Here is a 25,822-nt window from a genome sequence, read left to right on the forward strand (position 1 = left end):
CGGCCAGGCCTGTCCATTTTTTGACAAGGCTTGGCCTGCGGATTGCAGAGGCTGGCAATCACCGTCGGGCAGTGACGTAATACTGACGCGACGGCCAGCCCCCCAACGCTTATGGACGCCAGCAATCGCCTTGCTCGGTCACCGGAGAAGTTACGTGTCTACCCTCACTGAAATTGCAGCCAACCACGCCAGAATGATCAACGCCGTGGCCGCCGGCACGAGCGAACCGAGCGAGCGCCCGGCGCTGCTGGTGGTGGGCTTGCAGGCCCCCGCCGGCCTTGACGGGGTAGTCCCGGTACCGCTGGAGCTGATGCTTGCAGCCCAGGAACCCAGCCACTTCACTTGCCTGTCATAAAGGCTGGATAGTCGCTGTAGCCCAGCTCATCTCCGCCAAACAAGCGGCTGCCATCGAATTGCGCCATCGGCCAGCCGTTTGCCAGCCGCGCCGGCAAGTCCGGGTTGGCGACAAAGGGCCGGCCGAAGGCAATCAGGTCGACCAGCCCGGCCTCGAGCAAGGCCTGCGCACGATCCTCGTCGTAGCGCCCGGCAACGATGATGGCGCCGGCAAACACCTGGCGCAGCTCATGGCGGAACGGCTCGGGGATCTGCGGGGCATCGTCCCAGTCGGCTTCGGCCAGGTGCAGGTAGGCAATGCCTTGGGCGCCCAGGGCCTTGGCGGCCTGGAGGATGGTCGGGATGACGTCCGTGCAGTCCATGCCGCGGGCGGTGATGTAGGGCGCCAGGCGCACACCGGTGCGCTGCGCACCGATTTCGTCGGCCACCGCCGCGGCCACTTCCAGCAGAAAGCGGATACGGTTTTCGCGGCTGCCGCCGTAGGCGTCATTGCGCAGGTTGGAGGTGGTGCGCAAGAACTGGTCGATCAGGTAACCGTTGCCCGCGTGAATCTCGACGCCATCAAAACCCGCCTCGCGGGCATGCCGGGCGGCAAGCCGATAATCCTCGATCACCGCTTGAATGTCTGCCTGGCTCAGGGCCCGAGGCGCGCTGACCTCGACCATGCGCCCGACGCCATCATCGCCCACCACCCACACCTGGGCATCGGCACGCAGCGCTGACGGCGCAACCGGCTGGCCATCGGCATGGAAGCTCGCATGGGACATGCGCCCGACATGCCACAGCTGCAGGAAAATCCGCCCGCCTTGGCCATGCACGGCGTCGGTCACCTGACGCCAGCCGGCTATTTGCCCGGCACTGTAGATGCCGGGGGTAAAGCTGTAACCCTTGCCCTGCGGGCTGATCTGCGTGGCTTCACTGATGATCAGGCCGGCACTGGCGCGCTGGGCGTAATAGGCCGCCATCATGGCGTTGGGCACATCACCGGGCTGGCTGCTGCGCGAGCGGGTCATCGGCGCCATGACGATACGGTTGGGCAACTGCAGTGGGCCCAGTTCAAAGGGTGTGAACAACGAAGCTGAAGTAGACATGCGTGTGGCTCTCCTGAAGTCAGACAGGTGCGTGGTCGCACTGCTGGTAGTCGTGGGTAATGCCGAGGTCGTCGCGATCGAGCGGGCAGTCCAGTTCCAGGACCAGGCCGCCGGGCAGGCTGACAAACAGTTGGCAGATGCGTTGCTCCGGTACCAGCGCGACCTGGTAGGCCAGGCCACTGGCGCGGACGCGTTCGAGCACTGCCGACGCCGGCTGCCGGGTACGCAGGGCCAGATGGCTGAGCTCGGTGTGCGGCCCCTGGATCAGGTGCACCAGGGCCTGGTCGCCCTGGTACAGCCATTGCCCGGGAAATGGAAACGCCGGCCTCGGCCCGGGCTCGACGCCCAGCAGGGTTTGCAGCGCAGCCTTAAGCTCGCCGTCGGCGGCGGTGGTGAAGGCCAGGTGATCGAACTGCAGGTCAAGGGTCATGCTGAGCACCTCTGTGTGGGGTGTCAGCATGATGTTTGATTGAAAGTCGCTGATAAACAGGGCTGGACTGCAATGACTTGTTAGCAATTTTTATAGATCAGTCGAAACCCGCCACTAGGTGCCGGCTGAGGCCAGGTGCAATTTGCGGCTGAGCGTCGCAGGCAGGCGCTCAAATGGTGAGGATATGCTCATAAAAATCCTTCAGCGCAATAAATCACCAATAACTGCAACTTTCAGGCGATCATCAAAGGCTTCTTCACCAGTCACTGGCAAAATTAGCAATTATTTCTAGATGTAACAGCGCTAGAATTGGATCCCATCTGCGATTGGCATCGGTTGCTTGCGGGCAACCGGCGCTGCGCAAAACCGTAGGCACAGGAGAACGCCGCCATGATGTTGAAGGATCCTTCTACCAAGTACCGTCACTTCACCACCGTCGACCTGCCGGACCGCCAGTGGCCGAACCGGGTCCAGCAGGTCGCCCCGACCTGGTGCAGTGTGGACATGCGCGACGGTAACCAGGCGCTGATCGAACCGATGAACGCCGAGCGCAAGCGGCGCTTCTTCGACCTGCTGGTCAAGGTCGGCTTCAAGCAGATCGAGGTGGGTTTCCCGGCGGCCTCGCAAACCGACTTCGATTACGTGCGCGAGCTGGTCGAGAGCGGCGCGATTCCTGACGACGTTACCATCCAGGTGATGACCCAGGCCCGCAGCCACCTGATCGAGCGCACCTTCGAAGCCCTCAAGGGCGTGCCCCGGGCGATTGTCCACGTCTACAACGCCACCGCACCGGTGTTTCGCGAGGTGGTGTTCGGGGTCGACCGCGCCGGCTGCATCGAGATCGCCACCCAGGCCACCCGCGAGATCAAGGCCCACATGCAGGCCAACCCGCAAACCCAGTGGACCTACCAGTACTCGCCCGAGACCTTCTGCTTTACCGAGCTGGATTTCGCCCTGGAGATCTGCGAGGCGGTGACCGAGGTGTTCCAGCCCTCGCCAAGCAACAAGATGATCCTCAACCTGCCGACCACCGTCGAGGTCTCGACCGCCAACGTCTTCGCCGACCAGATCGAGTGGTTCTGCCGCCACTTGAGCTGCCGCGACAGCGTGGTCATCAGCGTGCACCCACACAATGATCGCGGTACCGGCGTGTCGACCGCCGAGCAGGCCTGCCTGGCGGGCGCCGAGCGGGTCGAGGGCACCTTGTTCGGCAACGGTGAGCGCACCGGCAACGTCGATATCCTGACCCTGGCAATGAACCTCTACACCAGCGGTATCAGCCCGCAGCTGGACTTCTCGGACATCATCCACGTGCAGCGCGAAGTCGAGTTCTGCAACCAGTTGCCGACCCACCCGCGCCACCCGTATGCCGGCGAACTGGTGTTCACGGCGTTTTCCGGCTCGCACCAGGACGCCATCAAGAAAGGCTTCGCCCACCGGCGCAACAACCCCGAGGGCTACTGGCAGATCCCTTACCTGCCGATCGATCCGGCCGACATGGGCCGCAGCTACGAGGCAGTGATCCGGGTCAACAGCCAGTCCGGCAAAGGCGGCGTCGCCTATCTGCTCGAGCAACACGGCATTGTCCTGCCGCGGCGCCTGCAGATGGAGTTCAGTGGCCTGGTGCAACAAGTGGCCGACGAGGCCGGCCAGGAGATCACCAGCGACATGATCCTGTCGTGCTTCACCGACAACTACCTTGAGCAAGGCAAGCCCTACACCCTGCAGCAACCTCGGCTTGCCAGCGAAGACAGCTGCACCTACCTCGATGCCCAGTTGGACATCGCCGGCGCGCGCCTGGCGCTCAGCGGCGAAGGCAACGGGCCGTTGGCGGCGCTGGTCAATGCCTTCGCCCAGCAAGGCCTGAACTTCGATATCGCCGACTATCACGAGCACGCCATTCGTGACGGTGCCCAGGCCGAAGCCATCGCCTATGTCGAAATCCGCGTCAACAGCCAGCTGCTATTCGGCGTCGGCAAAGACAACAGCATCCTCCAGGCATCGCTCAAGGCCGTGGTCGGTGCCGTGTCGCGGGCCACCCGCCAGGGCCTGCTCAAACCCCTGCACGCCGCCAGCGTTTCTGCCTGAGGAGAAAGGCATGGAACCATTAGCGATGGACTATGAACATGGCGAGGTCGTGGGCAGCCACTGCCATGCCGAGGACCAGTTGATCTACGCCACCAGCGGGGTCATGCGCGTGTGCAGCGACGAAGGCAACTGGGTGATCCCCTGCGGGCACGCCCTCTGGGTGCCGGCAGGGGTCAGCCACGAGGTGCGCATGAGCGGCGAAGTGAGCATGCGCACCTTGTTGCTCAGCGCCCACGTCGACCGCTGTCAGGTGATCGTGGTCTCGGGGCTGCTGCGCGAGCTGATCCTGGCCTCATCACGCATGCAGGAGCAGCGCGACGAGTCGTTGGGCGAGCATGTGCGCGCGCTGATTCACCGCGAGCTGGAGGCGGCTGAACGCATCGAGGCGCATGTGCCGGTGCCGCAGCATCCACGCCTGCGGGCCTGGTGCGAGCGCTTTCTCGAAGACCCTGCGCAAGACCTCACCCTGGAGCAATGCGGCGCGCAGTTGAACATGAGTGCGCGCACCGTGGCGCGATTGTTCCAGCGCGAGGTGGGGATGTCCTACGGTGAATGGCGCACCCGCACGCGCATGATTCTCAGCCAGCAGCGCCTGGCCGGTGGCATGCCGATCCTGCACGTGGCGCTCGAACACGGCTACCAGAGTGCCAGCGCCTTTGCCGCGATGTTCAAGCGCATCCTCGGCTACACCCCACGCGACTGGCAGGTCAGCGCCCTGGAAGGCAGCGCCACGCGCAGCCACTGAGACCCGCAGCGAGGATGGCGGCCACGCCCTCCTCGCTGCCGGGCCAGGTTGTCCCGGTCACGGCCATGGTTGTCCCGCTCGCGGCAGAAGCGCTGCCCTCCCCTCGTTAATCTGGCATCACGACCCTAGATGTGACTTTCGTGATGCGTGCACTTCGATCCCCGCCGTTCCCCGCCCGGCTTCTCGCCGCCACCAGCCTCCTGACTGTGCTCTGCGCTTGCAGCAGCCAATCCGTAACGACCCCGGCGCCATTGGCACTGCAAGCCGATCCACTGGCCAGCCTGCCCGCCGGCGTCAGCCAGCAGGCCTTGCCCGAGCGCTGGTGGGAGCTGTACCAGGACCCGCAGCTCAACACCTGGGTCCAGCAAGCCCTGGCGCATAACCAGGACCTGGCCCAGGCCGAGGCCAACGTGCAGGCCATGCTCGCCGGTATCGGCGAGTACGACGCCAGACGCTGGCCCTCGACCAGCGTCGAGTTCGGTGCCAGCTACGGCAAAAGTGCCGACGACCAGACCCTGGCCCAGGCCACCGACAGCCATGCGCCGTCGCAATGGGAATTCAACCCGGGCATCGAGCTGGCCTATCAGGTCGATGTCTGGGGCCAGGTGCGGGCTGCCATCGAGCGCGCCCGGGCCCAGGCCGACGCCTCCCGCGAGGCCATGGAGCTGGTGCGTTTGCAGGTGGTGACCCAGACCAGCCGCGCTTACATCGACCAGTGCGTTTACGGCGCGCGCCTGCAGGAAACCGAACAATCCCTGCAGACCCTGGAGCGCAGCGTGCAGCTCAGTGACCGCCAGCGCCAGGCCGGGATCGCCACCGAACTCGATGCGGTGCGCCTGCGCGGGCTGCGCGAGCAGGTCCGCGCGCAACTGCCGATGCTGGAAGCGCGGCGGCAAATGGCGCTGTTCGAACTCAGCGTGCTCAGTGGCCAGCCGCCTGCGGCAATCAGCGCCGGTGCCGCCAGCTGCCGAAGCATCCCGACCCTGAAAGCAGCGTTGCCTGGCGGCGATGGCTGGCAACTGCTCGCCCGCCGCCCGGATGTGCGCAAGGCCGAGCGCGACCTGCGCGCCGCCGACCTTGAAGTCGACATCGTCAAGGCCGACCTGTACCCGAAGGTCAGCTTCGGCGCCTCGCTGACGTCCTCGGATCATCACCTGTCCAACCTCGGTGACAGCCAGGCGGTGATGTTCGCCGTCGGCCCGCTGATCAGCTGGGAGTTCCCCAACATCAAGGCCAACCGCGCCCGGGTCAGCAAGGCCCGGGCCCTGCAGCAAGCGCAGATCGCCCACTACCGCGGCGTGGCCCTGGGCGCGCTCAAGGATGTGCGCCAGGCCCTGGCCGGCTACGACGGCGAACGCCAGCGGGCGCAAGCCCTGGATGCGGCCCTGGCGCACAGCCAGCGCGGCTTTGCCCTGGCCCAGGACAACTACCGCGCCGGCACCGTCGATGCCCTCGAGGTGCTCGACAGCGAGCGCGACCTGATCAGCGTCCGCGCTCGCCACGTCGAGGCCCAGGGGCGCCTGGCGCGGGCACAAATCAATCTGTTCCGGGCCCTGGGCGGCAGCTGGCAAACGCCACCGGCCGCGGCCGCGACCCTGGTGCAGAGCGCACCTACCGACACTGGAATCCAACCATGAATATTGCCGTTGAAAAACCACCGCTGGCTGCCGATCAGCAGCAGCGCAAAGCCCCTTTGCCCACCCTCACCCGGCGGCGCCTGGCGCTGTACGCCACAGGCGGCCTGAGCGTGGTGGCGGTGCTGGTGTTCGGCGGCTACTGGTTTAGCACCGGGCGCTTTCTGGAGACCACCGATGACGCCTACGTGCGCGCCGACTGGGTGGCCTTGAGCCCGCGCGTGGCCGGCTATGTCGCCCGAGTTGAAGTCGATGACGACCAGGCGGTAAAAGCTGGCGACGTGCTGGTACGCCTGCAAAACCGCGACTACCAGGCCCGCCGCGACCAGGCCGAAGCCGGGGTGGCCGAGGCCCAGGCGGCGCTGACCGCCGCCCAGGCCAGCCAGCAGGTGGCAGTGGAGCGCATCAACCAGCAGCAGCAAGCCATCCTCCAGGCCGAATCGGCCGTGCACAGCGCCGAGGCCGAGCGGCGCCGCAGCGAACTGGACATGCAGCGCTACCAGGGCCTGGTGCGCGACAACGCCGCCACCGTGCAGCGCCTGGAATCGGCCAACGCCAATGCCATTCAGGCCCGCGCCGCCTTGCAGAGCGCCCAGGCCCGCCAGCGCGAGCAGCAGTCGCAACTGGCAATGGCCAAGGCCCAGGCGCTGCTGGCCGAGGCGCAGATCAAACAACGTTCGGCAGCCCTGGCCAGCGCCAAGGCCCGCCACGCCCTGGCCGACCAGGACAGCCAGGACACAGTGATCCGCGCGCCCATCGACGGCGTGGTCGGCCAGCGCCGGGTGCGCGCCGGGCAGTACGTGGTGCCCGGCCAGCCGCTGCTGGCGGTGGTGCCGCTGCACCAGACCTACGTGGTCGCCAACTACAAGGAAACCCAGCTGGCCCACATGCGCCCGGGGCAGCCGGTAGAGATCAGCATCGACAGTTTCTCAAGCCAGCACCTGCGCGGCCGGGTGGCCAGCTTCTCGCCGGCTTCGGGCAACGTCTTTGCCCTGCTGCCCTCGGACAACGCCACCGGCAACTTCACCAAGATCGTCCAGCGTTTTCCCGTGCGCATCCTGCTCGACCAGGCCGAGGGAGGCGTGCAGGTGCTGCCGGGCATGTCGGTGGTGACCACCGTCGACACCCGCGGGGAGCCTGCCGATGAGCAGTGAACAGCCGGTCTCGTTGCGGGCCTGGGTGGCCGTGATCGGCGGCTTGTTCGGCTGTTTCATGGCCGGCATGAACGTCCACGTCACCAGCGCTGCGCTGCCGGAAATCCGCGGTTCGCTGGGCGCCAGTTTCGAGGAAGGCTCGTGGATCTCCACCGCCTACCTGGTGGCGGAGATCGTCATGATTCCGCTCACGGCCTGGCTGGTCGAAGTGTTCTCCATGCGCCGGGTGATGTGGACCGGCTCGTTCATCTTCCTGCTGGCCTCGATCGCCTGCTCCTGGGCACCCAACCTCGAGGCGATGATCATCATCCGGGTGATCCAGGGCGCCGCCGGTGCGGTGCTGATCCCGCTGTCGTTCCAGCTGATCATCACCGAACTGCCGGCCAGCAAGATGGCCATGGGCATGGCCCTGTTCAGCCTCGCCAACAGTGTCGCCCAGGCCGCGGGGCCGTCGATTGGCGGCTGGTTGACCGATGCCTATTCCTGGCGCTGGATTTTCTACCTGCAGCTGTTCCCCGGGGTGGCGCTATTGATTGCCATCGCCTGGTCGATCGAGGCCAAGCCGATGAAGCTTGAGTTACTGCGCCGCGGCGACTGGCTGGGGATCTTCGCCATGGTCGTGGGCCTGGGCGGCCTGCAGATCGTGCTCGAGGAAGGTGGGCGCCTGGACTGGTTCGGCTCGGGCTATATCCTCGGCATGTCGGTGGCCGCCGGCATCGCCCTGGTGGTGTTTGTGGTCACCCAGCTGTACGGCAGCCGCGCCTTCATCAACCTGCGCCTGCTCGGGCGCTACAACTTTGGCGTGGCCAGCGTCGCCATGTTCATCTTTGGCGGCGCCACCTTCGGCCTGGTGTTCCTGGTGCCCAACTACCTCTCGCAGTTGCAGGGTTTCAGCGCCCGCGATGTCGGCGTCAGCCTGATCGCCTATGGCCTGGTGCAATTGCTGCTGGCGCCGCTGATGCCGCGGTTAATGGCCTGGACCAGCGCCAAGTTCATGGTTGCCAGCGGCTTTCTGATCATGGCCCTGGGCTGCTGGCTGGGCGCCAGCCTCAACGTCGACAGCGCCGACAACGTCATCATCCCCTCCACCGTGGTTCGCGGCATCGGCCAGCCGTTCATCATGGTGGCGCTGTCGGTGCTGGCGGTGGCGGGCCTGGACAAGCGCGAAGCGGGCTCGGCATCGGCGGTGTTTTCCATGCTGCGCAACCTCGGTGGCGCCATCGGTACCGCCGGGCTGACGCAGATCGTTGCCACCCGTGAGCGCTACCACAGCGAGCGTATTCACGAACATGTCACGGTGTTTTCGCCAGGTTTGCAGGAGCGCCTCAACCAGGCGGTGCACACCTGGCTGCCGCAACAGCAGCAGATACTGGAGGGTCTGGCTGCAACCATACGCCGCGAGGCGTACCTGATGGCCTACAGCGATGCGTTTTATGTCGCCTGCCTGGCCCTGATTGGCTGCGCAGTAGCAGCGCTGGTGCTGCGCACCCAGCGGGCGGCCTGAAGTTTACATGTAATTAATAGTTATAACGGTATTAGCGAACAGGGAGTTCAGTGGTATGGCATGCGCTAAATCTAATTAAATAGCGATAAAAAACGCTATTAACAGCCTCTTGCCGCTTGGCAACTTCAGTAATGAAGTTGCCTTTTTCGCGTGCCTGCAAGTTATTAATCCGCCCCTAAATTTTATGTTTGCGAAGTCTTGATTTGTAACTTCTTATGTCTTAGCTTTCCGTTGCCTGGCGCCATAACGGTTCCGGCCATTGCATGACGCAAACGCGCCAACAGGCCAGTTTCTGGCCACCTGTGCGGCTGCCCTAAAAACGATAACGCTGTTTTATATCCCGACAAAAAACCTGATAACCGAGGAAAACATGCACAATCAAAAAGCCGTTCTTGAACACAACAAAACCGAACTTGGCAACCACCCGATCTTCGCTGAAATCGGTTCTTTGCAGGTATTGCGCACGTTCATGGAGACCCATGTTTTTGCGGTCTGGGACTTCATGTCGCTGACCAAGCGCCTGCAGCAGGAACTGACCTGCACCCGCCTGCCGTGGCTACCACCGCTGGACCCCGCCGCCGCCCACCTGATCAACGAAATCGTCCTCGGTGAAGAGTCCGACCAGAACCTGCAAGGCGGCCACTACAGCCACTTCGAACTGTACCTGCACGCCATGCGCGAGATTGGCGCGAGCACCGACCGTATCGAGCATTTTGTCCGTCTGCTGCGCGGCGGCGTCGAGCTTGACGAAGCCCTGCAGCACTGCCATGCCTCGCCGGCAGCGGTGCGGTTTGTCAGCAACACCCTGGACACCGCCATCAACGCCAAGCCTCATGAAGTTGCCGCAGCCTTTCTGCACGGGCGTGAAAGCGTGATCCCACGGATGTTCCAGACCATTCTCGATGACTGGGACATCGGTACCGACCAGGCTCCGACTTTCCGCTACTACCTGCAGCGCCATATCGACGTCGACTCCGACGACCATGGCCCGGCCGCCGAAAAACTGCTCGATCGCCTGGTCCAGGGCGACCCGCAGCGCCAGCAGGAAGTCTACGCCGCCGCCATTGCCGCAGTCGAAAGCCGCCGCGTGCTGTGGGACGAACTGCGCGCCGAAATGGCCGTGCAGATCGCCGAGTGTGTCGCATGAAGTTCGAAGTCATCGAGCACGACCAGGCCACCTGGCATGCGGTCAGCAGCGAGCGCGGCATCACCCTCACGGTGTTCAAGGACACCCTCGATGCCAACACCCGTACCGGTATCCGCACACGCCTGGTGCGCTTTAACCCCGGCGGCGGCACGCGTGAAATCTATACCCATGATTACCACGAAGAAGTGTATTTGATCGAAGGTGATCAAACCGAACAGGCCGCGCCGGGGCGTGCACAAAAGACCTACGGGCAAGGCAGTTACTTCTTTCGCGCGGCGCACACGGAACATGGTCCGTTTCATTCGGAGCAGGGCTGCCTGTTATTTGAAGTTCATTACTATTGAACGGTGGGCAAGGTTAAATGAACGCACATGAGTATCAGTCTTTCGCCGACTCCTGGGAGCGGCGAGCGACCATTCGCACGCGTCCGCGGCGCACTGTGGAAGATGACGGCAAGTTGATTTACCCGACCAGCCGTCAACCCCTGGTGACCAGCGCCGTCTTTATGGAACAGTGCCCGCACTTGACAGACTTTGCCCTGGTGCAAAGTCTCTACAAGTTCATTAATGACGTGGTGATCTTCGAAACCGAGATTGTCGACAAAACCGCACGCAGCATTGCCAAGGACAGCTTTGCGATCCGCTTTCCGTTTGCCTGCCGCTACGACGCCATGACCGTGGTGGTGGATGAGGACTACCACGCCCTGGTGGCCATGGACTACCTGCAGCAGACCATCGAGCTGACCGGTATCGAGCCCATCGCCCTGCCGCGGGAAATCGAGCTCAGCCGCTCGATCCCCAAAGCCATGGAGATGGCCCCCGAACACCTGAAAGCGGCGGTCGAGCTGATTTGCGTGGCGGTTGCCGAGAACACCCTGACCAATGATGTCGCCGCCTTCGCCCGCGACGACACGGTCAAGGAGTCGGTCAAGGGCCTGATGGCTGACCACCTGGCCGACGAAGGCCGGCATTCGAGCTTCTGGGCGCGGCTGACGCGCATCTACTGGAGTGCGGCGCCGGCTGAAGACCGGCAGATCCTCGCTTCGATCATGCCGGTGTTCCTCAGCCACTACCTGACCAACGACATCCAGAAAGCCTTCGACCTGGCGCTGATTGCCCACCTGGACACCAGTGAGCAGGTCAAGGCAGCGCTGCGCCTGGAAGTTGAAGCCATGGACTTCCCGATCACCCCGGGGCATCCCCTGGTGGGCAACATCATGCGGTTTTTCCGCGCCAGCGCAATGCTCGAAGATCCGGCCGTGCAGTCTTCCCTGGCCGCCTACCTGATCTGACATCAAAGGAATCAATGCCGATGAGACGTCTTGAAATTCTGCTGTGCGGGAGCAGCCGCGGGCTGGCCTGCCTGGCGGACGAGTTGCGGCGAATGGGCCATGGTGCCCATTTGCTCGACACGCCGGCCAGTTACGATCACTGGCAACTCCACGCCTCGGACCTGGTCATCGACGACGCGACCCTGGCGCCGTGGCCGGAAACGGGCAACACCTGGCAAGTCTCGTTGCAGGTCAGCGGCAGCGACCTCAGCGACCCGCTGCAAGACCTGCAACTGCACCTGCTGGGCCGCCAGGGCAGCCAGCCCTGGCAATGCCTGGAACGCCAGGATGTACCTGCAGAGGCCTCGGGCAACGGCGCCGACCTGGTGAACAGGGCCGTGCAGGAACTGGTCGAGGCGGCAGCGGCGCATGTCAGCGGCTACTCGCGCCATGACGACTACTTCAACCAGTACCGCTTCCAGGCCCTGGGCCAGGTGCCCAGCGCCGGGCTGGGCGTGCTCGACACCCTGGCCTTCGCCCACCGTTGCAACCGCACGGCAGCACCGGCCATTAGCGAGGCGGCCAGCGTGCCGTTCATCCAGCGCCTGGCCGCCAGCCTGCGCCAGCACCATGACGCCCCGGCCTTGCTGGTCGAAGGCCGCAGCGTCAGCTATGGCGAGCTGCATGCCCTGAGCGTGGCGATCCAGGAGCGCCTGGTGCCGCTGCTGGGTGAAGACCGGCAGCAGCCGGTGGTGGCCATCGCCCTGGGCAAGGGCGTGGCCCTCTACGCCTCGATCCTCGCCGTGCTTGGCTGCGGTGCCCTGTACCTGCCGCTGGACCCCAGCCACCCCGCCGAACGCCGGGCGCTGATCGTCGAACATGCCCGGGCGCGGATCGTCATCCACGACGATAACCTGGCCATCCCCGCCGGTTGCATCGGCCTGGATGTCAGCCACCTGAGCGCCGTGCACCAGGGCGCCGATGGCCACCAGGGCATTGCCTTGGCCCAGCATCAGTCGCTGCTGCGCGGCACCTGGGAAGGTGCGCGGCCGTGCGTGGCGATCTACACCTCGGGCACCACCGGAACGCCCAAAGGCGTGCAGTTGACCGTTGCCAACCTCAGCCACTTCTGTGCCTGGTACGCCGAGCATGTCGAGGTCGGGCCCAAGACCCGCGCCTTGCAGTTCTCGACCATCAACTTCGATGCTTCGCTGCTGGACATCTTCCCGACCCTGCTAGAAGGCGGTTGCCTGGTGGTGCCCAACGAGGACCAGCGCCGCGACCCGCTGGCCCTGGCGCAACTGGTGGTCCAGGCCGAAGTCAGCCATGCCTTCTTGCCACCAGCGCTGCTGAGCATCCTGCCGCTGCACAGCCTGCGCGGCATGACCCACCTGATCACCGGCGGCGATGTGTGCGAGCCGCACGTGATCGACGCCCTGGCCGAGCACTGCCACCTGCACAACATCTACGGCCCCACCGAAACCACGGTGCTGGCCACCAGCCGGGTGATGCGCGCCGGCGACTCGAACCGCCTGCTCGGCCTGCCGATCGCCAATACCCGCCTGTACCTGCTCGACGAACAAGGCCTGCCGGTGTCCGAAGGCCAGAGCGGCGAGATCTACATCGCCGGGCCCGGCGTCGGTGCCGGCTACCTGCACAACCCCGACGCCAGCGCCGAGCGCTACCTGAACGGCAGCGGCGGCCTGCACGGCGAGCGCCTGTACCGCACCGGCGACCTGGCGCGCTGGGGCCGCGCCGGCGTGGAAATCATCGGCCGCCTGGACAATCAGGTGAAGATCCGCGGCTTTCGGGTCGAGCCCGAAGAGATCGAGCACGTGCTGCGCAGCAGCAACCTTTTCGGCCAGCAGGCCGTGGTGATCGATGAGCAGCGGCGCATCCTGGCGTTCTTCGCCGAACCGCGCAACGGTGATGCGCACAGCGCCACCGAAGCCTTGAAGGCCCATGCCCAGCAGCACCTGCCGGACTACATGCGCCCTGCCCGCTGGCGCCTGCTCGAGACCCTGCCCGCGACCACCAACGGCAAGATCGATCGCAAGGCCCTGCGCCTGATGCCCGACGACAGCCGTCAGCGCCAGGTGCGCGCCCAGCCGCTGAGCGCGGCCACGCAAAGCCTGCTGGCGATTTGGGCCAAGCTGCTGGAAATCGACGCCGACGACATCGGCCTGGACGAGAGCTTCTTCAACCTCGGCGGCCATTCGATCCTGCTCTCGCGCATGCTCATGGACATTCGCGAGACCTTCGCCAAGGGCGTGTCGATCAACCGCTTCATCGAGCAGCCAACCCTGACCAACCTGGCGCGCCTGCTCGAGCAGGACGACACCGCCGATGCCGTGGTCAGCGCCCGGGCCCTGGCCGACGCCAACCTCAGTGTCGACCTTGAGGTGCTGCCGCTCAGCCGCCAGGGTGACGTGCACAAGGTCATCGTCACCGGCGCCAATGGCTTTCTTGGTGTGCACCTGGTCGAGGCACTGCTCGAACTGGGCTCCAGCGAAGTCGCCTGCCTGGTTCGCGCATCCCCCGGGCAATCGGCGCAGCAGCGTTTTGCCCAGGCCCTGGTCGACAACCGCCTCGAACACCTGGACATGAGCCGTGTGCGGGTGCTGGCCGCCGACATCAGCCAGCCGCTGCTGGGCCTGAGCGCCGAAGAGTACGAACACCTGGACCGCGACTACGGCGCGCTGATCTACAACGCGGCCAACGTCAACCACGTGCTCGACTACGAGTCGCTGATCAAGGACAACGTGGCGCCGCTGCTTGAATGCCTGAAACTGTGCGAGGGGCGCAGCAAGAAGATCTTCAACTTCATCTCCACCCTGTCGGCCTCCAGCAGCATCGATGCCCAGGGCCGGGTGCTGGAAACCCCGCCCGCGGCGACGCCGCCGATCTACATCCGCAATGGCTACAACCTGTCCAAGTGGGTCGGTGAGCGGATTCTCTGGAACGCCTGCGAGCGTGGCGTGCGGGTCAATATCTATCGCCCCGGGAACATTGCCTTCAATACCCGCACCGGCGTCTGCCAACCGCACCAGAACCGCCTGATGCTGATGCTCAAGGGCTCGCTGCAACTGAAGGAAGTGCCGCAACTGTCGCTGAACTTCGACCTGATGCCGGTGGATTTCCTCGCGCGCTTCATCGGTTTTCATGCCAGCCGCCACACCATCAACCGCGCGGTGTTCAACCTGCACAACCCGACGCCGCTGAGCTGGGACAACTACGTCGAGGCGTTCCGCCACATGGGCCACGACTTCCAGCTGGTGCCGGTCAGCCGCTGGCAGCAGCGGCTGTCGACCATCGGCAGCGACAACGCCCTGTTCGGCGTAGTCGGTTTCTACCTCAACGGTTTTGAGGAAGACATCGGCGACATCTCGATGATCGAGCACGGCAATGCCCGTCACGGCATCGACAACATGGGCGAGGAGTACCCCGCCAAAAGCCCGACCCTGCTGCGCCGGGGTTGTGAATTCCTCAAAGAAATCGACTTCATCTAACCCCTCAAAGGAGCTCGACATGTCACATCTGGAACCCGATACCCTGATCAAAAACCCTGTTGGCGAGCCCGTGGTTGCCACGGTGGCCGTCAATGCCGACGCCCGCAGCGTGTGGAACATCGTCGGTAACTTCGCCGGTTTTCCGGTGTTTATCCCGGCGCTGTCGCACATTGAAATGACCGGCAGCGGCGTGCGCTCGGTGCGCAAGAAGCTGTTCAAGGATGGCAACGTGGTGATGGAGCAACTCAATAGCCATGATGACCAGCAGATGGTCATGACCTGGTCGTTGATCTACACCTCGCTGAACATCGGCAACCTCTGGGCGCGCATGGAGGTCAAGGCCCAGGGCGCCAATCAGTCACTGGCCACCTGGACCATCATTGGCGAGCCGCAGACCGGCGGCGCGCAAGACCTGCCGGCGTTCCAGGCGTTCCTCCAGGGCTTTGCCGATGGTGCCATGAACAACGTCAAGCAGATGTTCGCTTAAGCCGCAGCGCAAGCCCGCTCCCACCGCCCGGTAGGCGCGGGCTTTGCCTCGCGGTTCACTACACAACGCACAAGCGCAGCCGGGCAAATGCCCGCCGATGTCCTACCCTCATAAGCTGGGAGATCAATAACCGAACCGGGCATAACCATGCGCAGTGCTTTGCAGATCATCGGCTTCATTGCCCTCACCCTGCTGCTGTCCAGCCCTCCCGGGCAGGCCGCACAACCCCCTGCGCCAGCTCCCGCCAGTGCTGCCGCGCCTGTGGTCAAGGTCACCCAGCAAGACCTGCAAGCCCTGCAACTGCGCCTGGACAGCCTCAAGCAGCAGATTTCCCAGGCCAACAACTACAACCAGCTCGAAGGCCCGCAAGACCGCTTGCAGGCGCTGATCGTCGATATCGACCGGCTGAGCGCGGCGCTGTTGCCCGAACAGGCGCAGTTGCGCGCGCAACTGGAAGTGCTCGGCCCGGCGCCGGTCGAAGCCCTGGTGCCCGGCACCTCGGACATCGCCGCGCAACGCACGGCGCTTACCGAGCAAAAAAACAGCCTCGACACCACCCTCAAAGCCCTGGCCGCGCTCAAGGAAAACGCCAGCAACCTGCTGACGCAGATTTCCGCCATTCGCCGCACCATGCTCGAAAGCGAGCTGACCCTGAGCACCCACAGCTTGCTCAACCCGGCATTCTGGTCGCCAGTGCTCACCCCTTCGGCAGACGACCGCCAGCGCTTGCAGGCGTTCTTCGACGAGGTCAACGATACCGCCAACGCGGTCTGGCAGCCCGGCCAGCGCTTCGCCACCCTGCTGCTGGTGCTGCTTGCCATACTGGCCTGGACCCTCGGCCGCCGGCTGCTGGAGCGCTGGCTGGCCTGGTTATGCATGAACCGCGTGCCTGAAGGCCGCCTGCGCCGCAGCTCGCTGGCTCTGGCCTCGGTAATGGCCACCCTGCTGGCCACCGGGGTAGCCCTGGAGCTGCTGTTTTACGCCTGCACCCACCACCTGCCGTTGCCGTCGATGCTGGCGACGTTTTCTGAAGAGTTCGAAAAGCTTGCCTATACCTGCGTGCTGATCACCGGCTTGAGCCGCGCACTGCTGTCGACCTCGCATCCGTCCTGGCGGCTGCCGGACATCGCCGACCCGGTGGCGCTGGCCTTGCAGCCCTTCGCCCGCTGGCTGGCCAGTACCTTGCTGGTATTGGTGGCCCTGGTGCAGATCTCCAACGCCGCCGGCATGAGCAGCCAGCTGGTGATCGCCGGGCGGGGAATCGCCGCGCTGGTGATCAGCGCCCTGATCATCGCCCTGTTGGTGCGCACCAGCCGCGCGCGCCGGGTCATGGCCGCCGCCGGCGATGCTCCGGAAGCCGCCTCGACCATGGCCGGGCTGATCTACAGCATCGCCAGCATGGCCATGGTCATCTCGGTGATTGCCCTGCTGACCGGCTACGTGTCGCTGGCGCGCTTTGTGACCTACGAGGTGGTCTGGGTGTTCATCCTGCTGGCCGGCTTCTATGTGCTCATCCAGGTGTTCAAGGACGGCTGCGAATATGTCTTCTCACCGCGTCAGGCCAGCGGCAAGGCGCTCAAGGAACTGCTGGGCATCGGCGACCGGCGCCTGGACCAGATCGAGACCCTGGTCTCCGGCTTCGGCCGTGCCGCGCTGTTGCTGCTGGCGGTAATCACCCTGTTCGTTGGCGGCATCGGCACCACCCTGGGGCAGTTGATCAGCAACATCGTCGCGTTCCTGGGCGGCGCCGGCTTGCGCCAGTTCAACATCATCCCCGGGCACCTGTTCAATGCCGTGCTGGCCCTGGTGCTGGGCATCTACCTGATCCGCACGCTGCGCCGCTGGCTGGACAACGAGTTCCTGCCCAAGACCGACATGGACCCGGGCATGTGCGCCTCGCTCAGCACCCTGTTCGCCAACATCGGCTATGCCCTGGTGATCCTCCTGACCCTGTCGTCGCTAGGGGTGAAGTGGACCAACCTGGCCTGGATCGTCAGTGCGCTGTCGGTGGGTATCGGCTTCGGCCTGCAGGAAATCGTCAAGAACTTCGTCTCCGGGCTGATCCTGCTCACCGAGCGCCCGGTCAAGGTCGGCGACCTGATCAGCATCAGCGGGGTCGAGGGTGATATCCGCCGCATCAATGTGCGCGCCACCGAGATCCAGCTCAGCGACCGCTCGATCGTCATCGTGCCCAACTCGCAACTGATCTCGCAGAACCTGCGCAACGTCACCCTCGGTGGCAGCGCCCAGGGCGTGGCGAGCCTGGAGCTGGTGTTCCCGCTGGATATCGACCCCGAGCAGGTGCAGACCTTGCTTTACGATACCTACTGCGAGCACGAAACCATCCTCGACAAACCGGCGCCGTTCGTGCGCTTCAGCAAGCTCACGGCCGACGGCATCACCCTGACCGTGACCGGTTACGTCAGCAGCCCGCGGATTGTCGGTACCACCAAGAGCGACCTGCTGTTCGAGATCCTCAAGCGCCTGGGCGCGGCGGGTATCGAACTGGCCAAGCCGGCCGCGCCGGCAAGCTGAACATTGTGGGAGCAACTGCCTTGGAAGGCTTACAAGTGTTGGGGCGGCCAGGCTGTGTTTGAGTTGATCCATTTGATGATGAGGCGCTGCCGGCGCCTTCCGCCCTTACGGCGGGTCACTTTTGCTTGGCGGCAAAAGTAACCAAAAACGCCCTGTCCCTTCATCGGCCCTACGCTGCGCTCCGGGTTCCACTCGGCCTTCTGCAAGGGACGATAGGTAGCGCCTGCGATTACGTACATCTAGAAGCAAAGCGCTTCTTTGCTTTCGCTTTTCGTGCATCGCCGGTCCATTCACCACCACTCGTAGCCCGCCACAAAAGCGTAAAGGTGAAGTGTGAGCAGCGTCGCCAATGGATCCGCTCACGCCTCTCAAGGCCTACGCCACCTGTGGGAACCGGCTTGCCGGCGATGAAACCTGCTAGCGCGCAAGCTGCAGCCTTGACTGCGAACGGTAGCCCAGCGGGCTGGTGCCCAGTTGCCGCTGAAAACTGCGGCGCATGCGTTCTTCGTTACCGAAGCCGGTGGTTTCGGCGATGCGCTTGATCGGTTCCTGGCTGGTTTCGAGCAAGCGGCAGGCGGCTTCAAGCCTCAGGGTTTCGACGGTTTGCGCCGGGGTGCCGCCCGTAGCCGCGGCATAGGCGCGGGCAAAGTGCCGGGGGCTCATGCCGAGTTTTTCGGCCAGGCGTTCAACCCGCAGGTCGCCATTGAGGTTTGCCGCGATCCAGGCATGCAGGCGCACCAGGCGCTGGTCGCGGTCGCGGTGCAGGGCTTGGCTCTGCGCCTTGAGCGGCGCGCTGAGCTGGCCCTGCTCGGCCGAGCGTTGCAAAAACACTGTGAAGTAACGCGCCAGGGCCAATGCCGCCTGGGCACCCAGGTCCTGTTCGAGCAGGGCCAGGCCCAGGTCGATGCCGGCCGCGGCGCCGCCGCAGGTCCATAAGCGCTCATCATGCAGGTACAACGCCTGGTGTTCCACGCGCAGCGCCGGGTAGCTGTGTTGCAGAGCCTGGGCAAACTGCCAGTGGGTGACCACCCGGCGTCCGTCCAGCAGCCCGGTGGCGGCCAGGGCGAAGGCGCCGGTGCCGATCGAACACAGGCGCCGCGCCGTCGGCGCCCGGCGTTGCAGCCAGGCGATTGCCTGCTGGTCACGCTCAAGCTCGGCAACCCCCGGCCCACCGATGACGATCAGGGTGTCGATTGCAAGCGCGCTGTCGACCTCGGCCAACGAACGGGTCATCACGCCAATCCCGGAGATCGTCTCGATCTCGCCGCCCTGGGCCGACGCCAGTATCACCCGGTAAGGCGGGTTATCGGCCAGTTCGCCGCCGAGCACCCGCGACGCCGCGGCAAATACTTCAAGGGGCCCGGCGGCGTTGAGCAGCAGCGCGCCGGGAAATGCCAGTACCAGCACCGTCCGGGCACTGTGCATGGCAGAAAAGGTGGGGTGTTTGGCATGGTGGCTGGCAGGTTGCGTCGACATACTCAAGGCACACGTGATTCGAGAGCCCAGACGATGCCGAGAAAGTCCTTCACTGCCAAGCACCTTGTGTTGCTGACCAGCCTGCTGGCCACCTTGCAGGTCTGGGCCGCGCCCGCGCCGGAACTTGAAGTCGGCGACCAGAGCGGCCTGACCCAGGCGCTGCTGGTGGCCGCCGGCCAAGACCAGGGGCTTGCCTACCGCCTCGACTGGCACCCGTTCGGCGCCGGCACCGCGCTGATGGAAGCGCTCAATGCCGCTGCCATCGACGTGGGTGTAGTCGGTAACGCGCCACCGGTGTTTGCCCAGGCCGGCGGCTTTGCGGTGCGCGTGGTCGCCGCGGCCGAAGGTGCACAGAACAACAACGCGCTGCTGGTGCAGGCGGACTCGCCGATTCGCCAGGCGGCCGACCTCAAGGGCAAGCGCATTGCCGTGGCCAAAGGCAGCAGCGGCCACTACCTGCTGCTGGCCACCCTCGCCCGCGCCGGGCTGCAGCTCAGTGACGTCAACGTGGTCTATGCAAGCCCGGTGGATGCGCAGAACGCCTTTGCCAGCGGCAAGCTCGATGCCTGGGCGGTGTGGTACCCCTTTGTCGGCCAGGCCACCGCGCGCGGTGCGCAAAAACTGCTGGACGGCAGCCAGTGGCCGGAAACCGGGCTGAACTTTACCGTGGCAAGCCTCGCCGCCCTCGACGATCCGCACAAAGCCGAGGCGCTGGGTGATTTCGTCCAGCGCCTGGCCCGCGCCCAGGCCTGGGCCACGGCCAACCCCGAAGCCTGGGCGCAACAATTGGCCAGGGTTACCCGCCTGCCCCTGGGGCTGGTGCGCGACATGCTTGCCCAGCAGCACTTGCAGTACGTGGCCCTGGACGCCCGGGTCATCGGCCTGCAGCAACGCCTGGCCGACAGCTTTGCCCAGGCACGGTTGGTTCCGCGGCCGATCAAGGTCGCCGAGGCCTTCGACGACCGCTACAACCCCCTGCTGCCCTAACCCCCCTGCCCTTGTCGCCATGCCGCAAACGCCGGCAGGGCGGCGTTCATCTGGAGAAATGTGATGCCCACCCTCGATAGCACCACCTTGCGCCGCCAGGCCACCGGCCTGCTGGCCGTCGACGCCGAACGTTCGGCCGGCGGCTACACCCTGTTTGCCCCGCAAACCGCCGGCGGCAAGGTGTTTTTGATCGACCTGCACGGCGAAGAAGTGCACCGCTGGCAACTGCCCCAGCGCCCCGGGCGCGACGCGGTGATCCTCGCCAACGGCAACCTTGGCTACAACGGCAATCACCCGGATTCGCCCGAGCTGTTCCCCGGCTGGTCGGTGTGGCACGGCGGCGCCTTCAGCGAGGTAACGCCCGAGGGCGAAGTGCTCTGGCAGCACACCGACCTCGGCCATCATCACGACGCCCAGTGGCTGGCCAACGGCAACCTGCTGTACACCACCGCCGAGCCGTTGCCGCTGGACATCGCCCGCCGCGTGCAAGGCGGTATCCCCGGCAGCGAAGCGCCTGGCGGGGTGATCTACGGTGATGTGGTCAAGGAAGTCGATCGCGCCGGCAACCTGCTCTGGCAATGGCGCAGTTGGGAACACCTGGCCCCGGAAGACTACCCGCTGCACGCCTGTTTCGAGCGCTATCACTGGCCGATGACCAACAGCGTGACGCCGGGGCGCGACGGCAAGGTCATCCTCAGCCTGCGCAGCGTATCCTCGGTAATCGCCGTCGACAAAGCCAGCGACCGCGTACTCTGGCGCCTGGGCCATGACCTGGTGGCGCAGCAGCATTGCCCCAGCGAGCTGGCGGACGGCCGTATCCTGGTGTTCGACAACGGCATCTCGCGCCCGCAGGTATCGATGCCGCATTCGCGGGTGATCGAGATCGACCCCGTGCGCCAGCGCATCGAATGGCAATATGCCGATACCCCAGGCTACGCCTTCTTCACCCCGTTCATGGGCGGCGCCCAGCGTTTGCACAACGGCAACACGCTAATCACCGAGGCCAACTTCGGCCGCCTGTTCGAGGTCACCCGCGCCGGCGAGGTGGTCTGGGAATACATCAACCCGCACTTTGCCGCCTACCCGGACGCCGCCTCACAGGCTTACCTGCCGGGTGAAAACAATGCGATCTTCCGTGCGCACCGTTACCAGGCGCAGGATATCGCCTGGCTGCAACGCGACTAGCGTTTTAAATTCGCCAGCAGCCGTAGCCACGGCTGCCTCGGATTTATCGCGCAAAACATCATCACCTACAGGGCCGCTACGCCGGATCAGCAAGCACATGCCAGGCCGACGCCAGCCAGCCGCCGGCGCCGATCACCGGGTCCTGGCAAGGTAACGGCACCTGGGCGATGCGCGCCTGGCACGCCTCATGGGTCTTGGCGCTGGGGCGCTGGATATCGTAGCCCTGCTGGCCCAGCGGGTAAGCGCCGACCACCAGAAAGTCCTCGCTGCTGTCGATGCAGCAGTGCCCGGTACCGGCCGGCAGCACCAGCACATCGCCGCGCTTGAGCCCCAGGAGCTGGCCCTGCGCACCGCCGAGCATCACCTGGGCGTGCCCGCAGGCAACGCCCAGGGCTTCGTGGGCGTTGGAGTGATAATGCTGGTAGGCAAAGATGCCCGCACGCCACAAGGGTGGCCATTGATGGGCGCGGAACAAGGCTTCGAAGCCCGCCGCGGCATCGCTCTGCGGCGCGAGCCGAAGATGATAGAGCAGCACCGGCAAGCGGCTGTTGGGGGTCGCGCCGTCATCCTCGAAATACAACAGCCGGCGATTGCCGAGCATGGTTTGCGGGTCAATCTCACTGAGGTGCGGGTTCATCACGGTTGTCCATCTGACCTGCGCTGCTGGCACCCTTAGCGCTGATTGTCGCGCTCGTGCTCGCGGGCGATGCGCTCTTCGCGCCGTCGGCGCCGGGCCAACGCCGCGCCCCAGGCCAGTACCCCGACCGAGGCGATCAGCATCGCCGCCAACAGCAAGTAGCCCCAGTGAACTTCCATCATGCTGCGACACCTGGGGCCCGAATCAAGCCCTCACTGATCGATACACCTGGGTCCGCGCGACTTCGACCGGTGAGCCAGTACCTGAAGCTCAAGTATAGTCAATGATGGTAATGAGTTTGATCAGCAACAGATGCAGCGGATAGAACCAGTAGCCCCAGCGCCCGACGCGCCATACCTGACGTTGCAGCTGCAGGCGCAACAGCCCGAGGCCGAGCGGGGCCGACAGCAATGCGGCGCCCAGGGCCATGACTGAAATGGCCTGCAGCGGATGGGCGCGCAGCCAGAGGTTGCTCAGGTTGGCCGCCACCGCCAGGCCTGCAGGTAGCAGCCACGCTAGCGGCCCCAGGCGCAGGGCCAGCAGGAATGCCGCCGGCAGCAGCACCCCGGCCAGCCCGTACATCAACCCGTCGGCTGCCAGCGTCGCCACCACAGCTGTTGCCAGGGCAACCCACACACTGCTGCGCCGACGGTGATGGTGCAGGCCCCAGGCAATCAACAGGCCCAGCGCCAGGGTCGGCATGATGTTGAGCGTCGGCGACGGGCCGTTGAGCCAGCGATACGGCCACTGCGACAGCACGGCAAAAATCACCAGCCCTTGCAGGTAGCGCGCCGTGCCCGCGGTAAAGGCCTGCCCGGGTGGGGCGCGGGCCACGTTGGCGGCAATCGCCAGGCAAAACCAGGGGAACGCCAGGCGGCCGACGACAAACAGCCAATGCTCGGCCGGCCAGATAAAACGCAGGTGATCGGCGATCATGCTGATGATCGCCAGCCACTTGAGCAGGTCCAGGCTGATGTGCCGCTGGGCGCCACGCTGCTCGCTCATGTCCGTCCCGGTCGGAAAAAGGTTAGCGAACAATGCCACAGGCACCTGCAGTTTGTCGGCTGGGCTGGCAAAAGGTTGCAAATATGGATTACTGTATATACATACAGCAACAACGAGTAACCATGATGACCGACTACGAAGAAGACTTCGCCGCACCGGATTCACCGACCCTGGTGGAAATGTGGAAGCATCAGGTGGTCCTGATGACCAACGAAGCCGAGTACCTCAACAGCGAACTGCTCAAGGCCCGGCAGAACATTGCCAAGCTGGTGGCGATCAATGCCGAGCTTGCCGCGCAGTTGCGCGGGGTGCGCAGCAGTTAAACATGGCCCGGCTGATCCTCGCGCCGGCGCTGCTGACGCCCCAGCCACCAGCCGCTGCCTGCCCAGCCCAGGGCAATCCCCGCGCCGATGAGCATCGCCAGCTGCGGATGATCGCCCATCACATCCAGGCCGCGCTTGAGCCAGCCACTCACGGCATCGGCACCGCGATAAACCACGGTGTCGGTAAAGTTCTTGGCCTTGTACTTGTGCCCGGGCTCAACCACGGTGTAGAGCATTTCGCGTCCCGGCCGCACCAGCGCGTACTCGCCCACCCGGCGCACCACCATGACCAGCACGAACACGGCAAACAGCGGCGCCAGGGCCAGCCAGATGAACCCCAGCACCATCACCAGCGGCACCGCCACCAGCAACACCCCGACCCCGAGCTTGCGGGCGACATGCCCGGTGACAAACAGCTGGGTGAGGATCGCCAGGGCCTGCACGGCGCTGTCGATCAGGCCGAACACCTGGGTCTGTTCGGTACGGCTGGTGAAGTGCGCGGCCACCAGCCGCGCCTGCTCGAAATACAAGAAGGTGCTGACGCTGGCCAGCAGCACCACGAACAGCGCTATACCCAGCAGGTAGGGCGAACGCAACACCTCGCTGGCACCGGCAAAGGGGTTGCCGCCCAACGCCTGTGAACGCGGATGCTCGGTTTGCGCCGGCAGCGGGTACAGGTCGCGCCAGTGCTGCAGGTACATGGCCGCCACCACACTGGCGAGCAGGCACACCGTGGCCAGCAGCACCAGCCCGGCGTGACCGATCAGGCCCACCAGCAACGTCCCGAGCAATGGCCCGAGCAAGCCACCGCCGCTCGCCCCCGCCGCCAGCAGGCCGAACAGGCGTTTGGCCTGCTCGCTGGAGAACAGGTCGGCGAGCACGCTCCAGGCCAGGGAGATGGTCAACAGGTTGAACATCGACAACCAGATATAGAACGCCCGCGCGCCCCAGAGGTTATCGGGTTGCACGGCGAACAAGGCCGCAAACAGCAACAGGTTGCTGGCCATGAACGCGTAGGTCCAGGGCAGGATGCGCCGGCGCTGTACTTTCGAGGCCAGCCAGCCGAACAGCGGCAAGGCGATCAGGGTGACGACAAAGGTCCCGGTGAACAGCCACTGCAGGTTGTCCACGCCACCGGCCACGCCCATGGTTTCGCGCACCGGGCGCAGCATGAAGTAACCGGCGAACAGCAAAAAGAACAGCGCCAAACCGGCAACCACCGCCGGCGCCTCGCCAGGCCTGACGTTGAACACGCGGGTGCCCAGGCGTTTCATGGCTTCAGGCGAACTGCTTGATCAGGTCTTGTTGCTGCGCGCTGGTGAGCAGTGGCCCGCTACCGGCCTTGAGCTGGTCAAGCTGGCGGTCTGGGCGGCTGGTGGCCGGGATCACCGTGGTCACCGCCGGGTGGCTGATGGCGAACTTGAGAAACAACTGCGCCCAGCTACCGATCCCCGCCTCGGTCGCCCAGCCGGGCAGCGCCTGGCCCTTGACCTTGGCAAACAGCCGGCCATCGTCGAAGGCGCGGTTGATCAACACCGCCACGCCTTTGTCCTGGGCCAGGGGCAGCACGGTGCGCGCAGCCTTGGGCGAATTGACCGAGTAGTGGATCTGGATGAAGTCCAGGGCTTCACTGCGCAGAATTTGCTCAAGCGCTTCCAGGCCACTGTCAATGTAGTGGGTCACGCCGACATAGCGGGTCAGGCCCTGGGCTTTAAGCTCGCGGGCATAGGGCAACTGGCGTTGCCAGTCGCGCAGGTTGTGAATTTGCAGCAGGTCGACCTTGTCGGTGCGCAGCTTTTGCAGGGTCCCGGCCCACTGCGATTCGGCGTCGGCGCGGCTGTCGGCGGCGATCTTGGTGGCGATAAAGGTTTTGTCCCGCCAGCCGCCCTCCTCCAGCAGCTGGCCAAGGATGGCGTCGGCGCCGCCGTAGTTGGGCGAGGTGTCGATAACCCGGCCGCCACCATTGAAAAACACCTTGAGCACTTGCTTGAGCTGCTGGTAATCAGGCGAACCCGCCTCGACCTCGAAACTGCCAGACGTACCGGCACCGATCACTGGCAGCGCCTCACCCGTGGACGGGATCTTGCGGGTGAGCATTGCGCTGCTGGCCTGGGCCAAGGGCAAGCCAGTGAGGGCCAGCCCGGCGGCCAGGGTGGCACTGGCGGCAAGAAAGTGGCGACGGGTGGGCATGGCACACCTCCTGATAAAGCCTGCACTCAAGGGCTAAAAGCTTAGTGCGCGAGAGCGCTTTGCACCGCAGT

23 protein-coding genes are annotated in these 25,822 nt (G+C 64.9%); 15 read left to right on the plus strand and 8 right to left on the minus strand.

What is annotated here, in order from left to right; genetic code table 11:
• Positions 1-154 precede the first annotated feature (154 nt).
• Positions 155-355, plus strand: a complete 201-nt coding sequence (locus tag JYG36_RS14650; RefSeq protein ID WP_143013286.1) for a hypothetical protein — start codon at positions 155-157, stop codon at positions 353-355.
• On the opposite strand, the gene JYG36_RS14655 is transcribed toward JYG36_RS14650, so the two are convergent.
• Together JYG36_RS14655 and JYG36_RS14660 are read right to left on the minus strand one after the other, a co-directional pair.
• Positions 339-1,445, minus strand: a complete 1,107-nt coding sequence (locus tag JYG36_RS14655) for an alkene reductase (protein ID WP_213601327.1) — start codon at positions 1,443-1,445, stop codon at positions 339-341. The two genes, JYG36_RS14650 and JYG36_RS14655, sit on opposite strands and share 17 nt — an antisense overlap.
• A gap of 19 nt (positions 1,446-1,464) precedes the next feature.
• On the minus strand, positions 1,465-1,875 hold the full coding sequence (locus tag JYG36_RS14660; RefSeq protein ID WP_213601329.1) for a VOC family protein: 411 nt from the start codon (positions 1,873-1,875) through the stop codon (positions 1,465-1,467).
• Between the two features lie 390 nt (positions 1,876-2,265).
• Between JYG36_RS14660 and leuA the strand changes: the two genes are divergently transcribed.
• From leuA to JYG36_RS14715, 11 genes are all read left to right on the plus strand, one after another.
• Positions 2,266-3,963: a 2-isopropylmalate synthase gene (leuA, locus tag JYG36_RS14665; protein ID WP_213601331.1), complete on the plus strand. Its 1,698-nt coding sequence runs from the start codon at positions 2,266-2,268 to the stop codon at positions 3,961-3,963.
• A gap of 10 nt (positions 3,964-3,973) precedes the next feature.
• Positions 3,974-4,708 (plus strand): AraC family transcriptional regulator, encoded by a 735-nt coding sequence (locus JYG36_RS14670; RefSeq protein ID WP_045198892.1) that lies wholly within the window; start codon positions 3,974-3,976, stop codon positions 4,706-4,708.
• Between the two features lie 143 nt (positions 4,709-4,851).
• Positions 4,852-6,345 (plus strand): efflux transporter outer membrane subunit, encoded by a 1,494-nt coding sequence (locus JYG36_RS14675; protein WP_093383123.1) that lies wholly within the window; start codon positions 4,852-4,854, stop codon positions 6,343-6,345.
• Positions 6,342-7,496: an HlyD family secretion protein gene (locus JYG36_RS14680; protein ID WP_213601333.1), complete on the plus strand. Its 1,155-nt coding sequence runs from the start codon at positions 6,342-6,344 to the stop codon at positions 7,494-7,496. The genes JYG36_RS14675 and JYG36_RS14680 overlap by 4 nt, the downstream gene beginning before the upstream one ends.
• Positions 7,486-9,000, plus strand: coding sequence for a DHA2 family efflux MFS transporter permease subunit (locus tag JYG36_RS14685; protein ID WP_045198886.1), 1,515 nt, complete (start codon positions 7,486-7,488; stop codon positions 8,998-9,000). Before JYG36_RS14680 ends, JYG36_RS14685 begins: the two co-directional genes overlap by 11 nt.
• A 370-nt stretch (positions 9,001-9,370) precedes the next feature.
• Positions 9,371-10,147, plus strand: coding sequence for a DUF3050 domain-containing protein (locus tag JYG36_RS14690; RefSeq protein ID WP_045198884.1), 777 nt, complete (start codon positions 9,371-9,373; stop codon positions 10,145-10,147).
• On the plus strand, positions 10,144-10,491 hold the full coding sequence (locus JYG36_RS14695; protein WP_213601335.1) for a DUF4437 domain-containing protein: 348 nt from the start codon (positions 10,144-10,146) through the stop codon (positions 10,489-10,491). Before JYG36_RS14690 ends, JYG36_RS14695 begins: the two co-directional genes overlap by 4 nt.
• 17 nt (positions 10,492-10,508) lie before the next feature.
• The gene (locus tag JYG36_RS14700; RefSeq protein WP_045198880.1) at positions 10,509-11,438 is read left to right on the plus strand and encodes a diiron oxygenase; all 930 of its coding nucleotides are present in this window, start codon (positions 10,509-10,511) and stop codon (positions 11,436-11,438) included.
• Between the two features lie 20 nt (positions 11,439-11,458).
• Positions 11,459-14,926, plus strand: coding sequence for an amino acid adenylation domain-containing protein (locus JYG36_RS14705; protein WP_213601337.1), 3,468 nt, complete (start codon positions 11,459-11,461; stop codon positions 14,924-14,926).
• 19 nt (positions 14,927-14,945) lie between these two features.
• A complete protein-coding gene (locus JYG36_RS14710) occupies positions 14,946-15,413 on the plus strand; it encodes an SRPBCC family protein (RefSeq protein ID WP_093383132.1) in 468 nt (155 codons plus the stop codon).
• Between the two features lie 147 nt (positions 15,414-15,560).
• The gene (locus tag JYG36_RS14715; RefSeq protein ID WP_213601339.1) at positions 15,561-17,948 is read left to right on the plus strand and encodes a DUF3772 domain-containing protein; all 2,388 of its coding nucleotides are present in this window, start codon (positions 15,561-15,563) and stop codon (positions 17,946-17,948) included.
• Positions 17,949-18,365: 417 nt separating this feature from the next.
• Here the strand turns inward: JYG36_RS14715 and JYG36_RS14720 are convergent, their stop codons facing one another.
• Positions 18,366-19,424, minus strand: coding sequence for a GlxA family transcriptional regulator (locus JYG36_RS14720; RefSeq protein ID WP_213601341.1), 1,059 nt, complete (start codon positions 19,422-19,424; stop codon positions 18,366-18,368).
• Positions 19,425-19,457: 33 nt separating this feature from the next.
• On the opposite strand from JYG36_RS14720, the gene JYG36_RS14725 reads away from it, so the two are divergent.
• Both JYG36_RS14725 and JYG36_RS14730 read left to right on the plus strand, forming a co-directional pair.
• Positions 19,458-20,411, plus strand: a complete 954-nt coding sequence (locus tag JYG36_RS14725; RefSeq protein ID WP_213601343.1) for an ABC transporter substrate-binding protein — start codon at positions 19,458-19,460, stop codon at positions 20,409-20,411.
• A 63-nt stretch (positions 20,412-20,474) separates the two neighbouring features.
• Positions 20,475-21,596, plus strand: a complete 1,122-nt coding sequence (locus tag JYG36_RS14730; RefSeq protein ID WP_213601345.1) for an aryl-sulfate sulfotransferase — start codon at positions 20,475-20,477, stop codon at positions 21,594-21,596.
• Positions 21,597-21,672: 76 nt separating this feature from the next.
• Here the strand turns inward: JYG36_RS14730 and JYG36_RS14735 are convergent, their stop codons facing one another.
• The 3 genes from JYG36_RS14735 to JYG36_RS14745 form a co-directional block, all read right to left on the minus strand.
• Positions 21,673-22,233: a cupin domain-containing protein gene (locus tag JYG36_RS14735; protein ID WP_093383143.1), complete on the minus strand. Its 561-nt coding sequence runs from the start codon at positions 22,231-22,233 to the stop codon at positions 21,673-21,675.
• A gap of 35 nt (positions 22,234-22,268) precedes the next feature.
• On the minus strand, positions 22,269-22,415 hold the full coding sequence (locus tag JYG36_RS14740) for a hypothetical protein (protein WP_156160215.1): 147 nt from the start codon (positions 22,413-22,415) through the stop codon (positions 22,269-22,271).
• Positions 22,416-22,503: 88 nt separating this feature from the next.
• Positions 22,504-23,238 (minus strand): TraX family protein, encoded by a 735-nt coding sequence (locus tag JYG36_RS14745; protein WP_213601346.1) that lies wholly within the window; start codon positions 23,236-23,238, stop codon positions 22,504-22,506.
• A 122-nt stretch (positions 23,239-23,360) separates the two neighbouring features.
• On the opposite strand from JYG36_RS14745, the gene JYG36_RS14750 reads away from it, so the two are divergent.
• The gene (locus JYG36_RS14750) at positions 23,361-23,561 is read left to right on the plus strand and encodes a hypothetical protein (RefSeq protein ID WP_045198863.1); all 201 of its coding nucleotides are present in this window, start codon (positions 23,361-23,363) and stop codon (positions 23,559-23,561) included.
• Here JYG36_RS14750 and JYG36_RS14755 read toward each other — a convergent pair.
• Together JYG36_RS14755 and JYG36_RS14760 are read right to left on the minus strand one after the other, a co-directional pair.
• Positions 23,558-24,835 carry an NTP/NDP exchange transporter gene (locus JYG36_RS14755; protein ID WP_093383149.1) on the minus strand — a complete coding sequence of 426 codons (1,278 nt, stop codon included), beginning with the start codon at positions 24,833-24,835 and terminating at the stop codon, positions 23,558-23,560. The genes JYG36_RS14750 and JYG36_RS14755 overlap by 4 nt on opposite strands.
• Positions 24,836-24,839: 4 nt before the next feature.
• Positions 24,840-25,751, minus strand: a complete 912-nt coding sequence (locus JYG36_RS14760; protein WP_213601347.1) for an aldo/keto reductase — start codon at positions 25,749-25,751, stop codon at positions 24,840-24,842.
• Between the last annotated feature and the right edge of the window lie 71 nt (positions 25,752-25,822).

This window comes from Pseudomonas sp. SORT22, from assembly GCF_018417635.1.
GTDB lineage: Bacteria > Pseudomonadota > Gammaproteobacteria > Pseudomonadales > Pseudomonadaceae > Aquipseudomonas.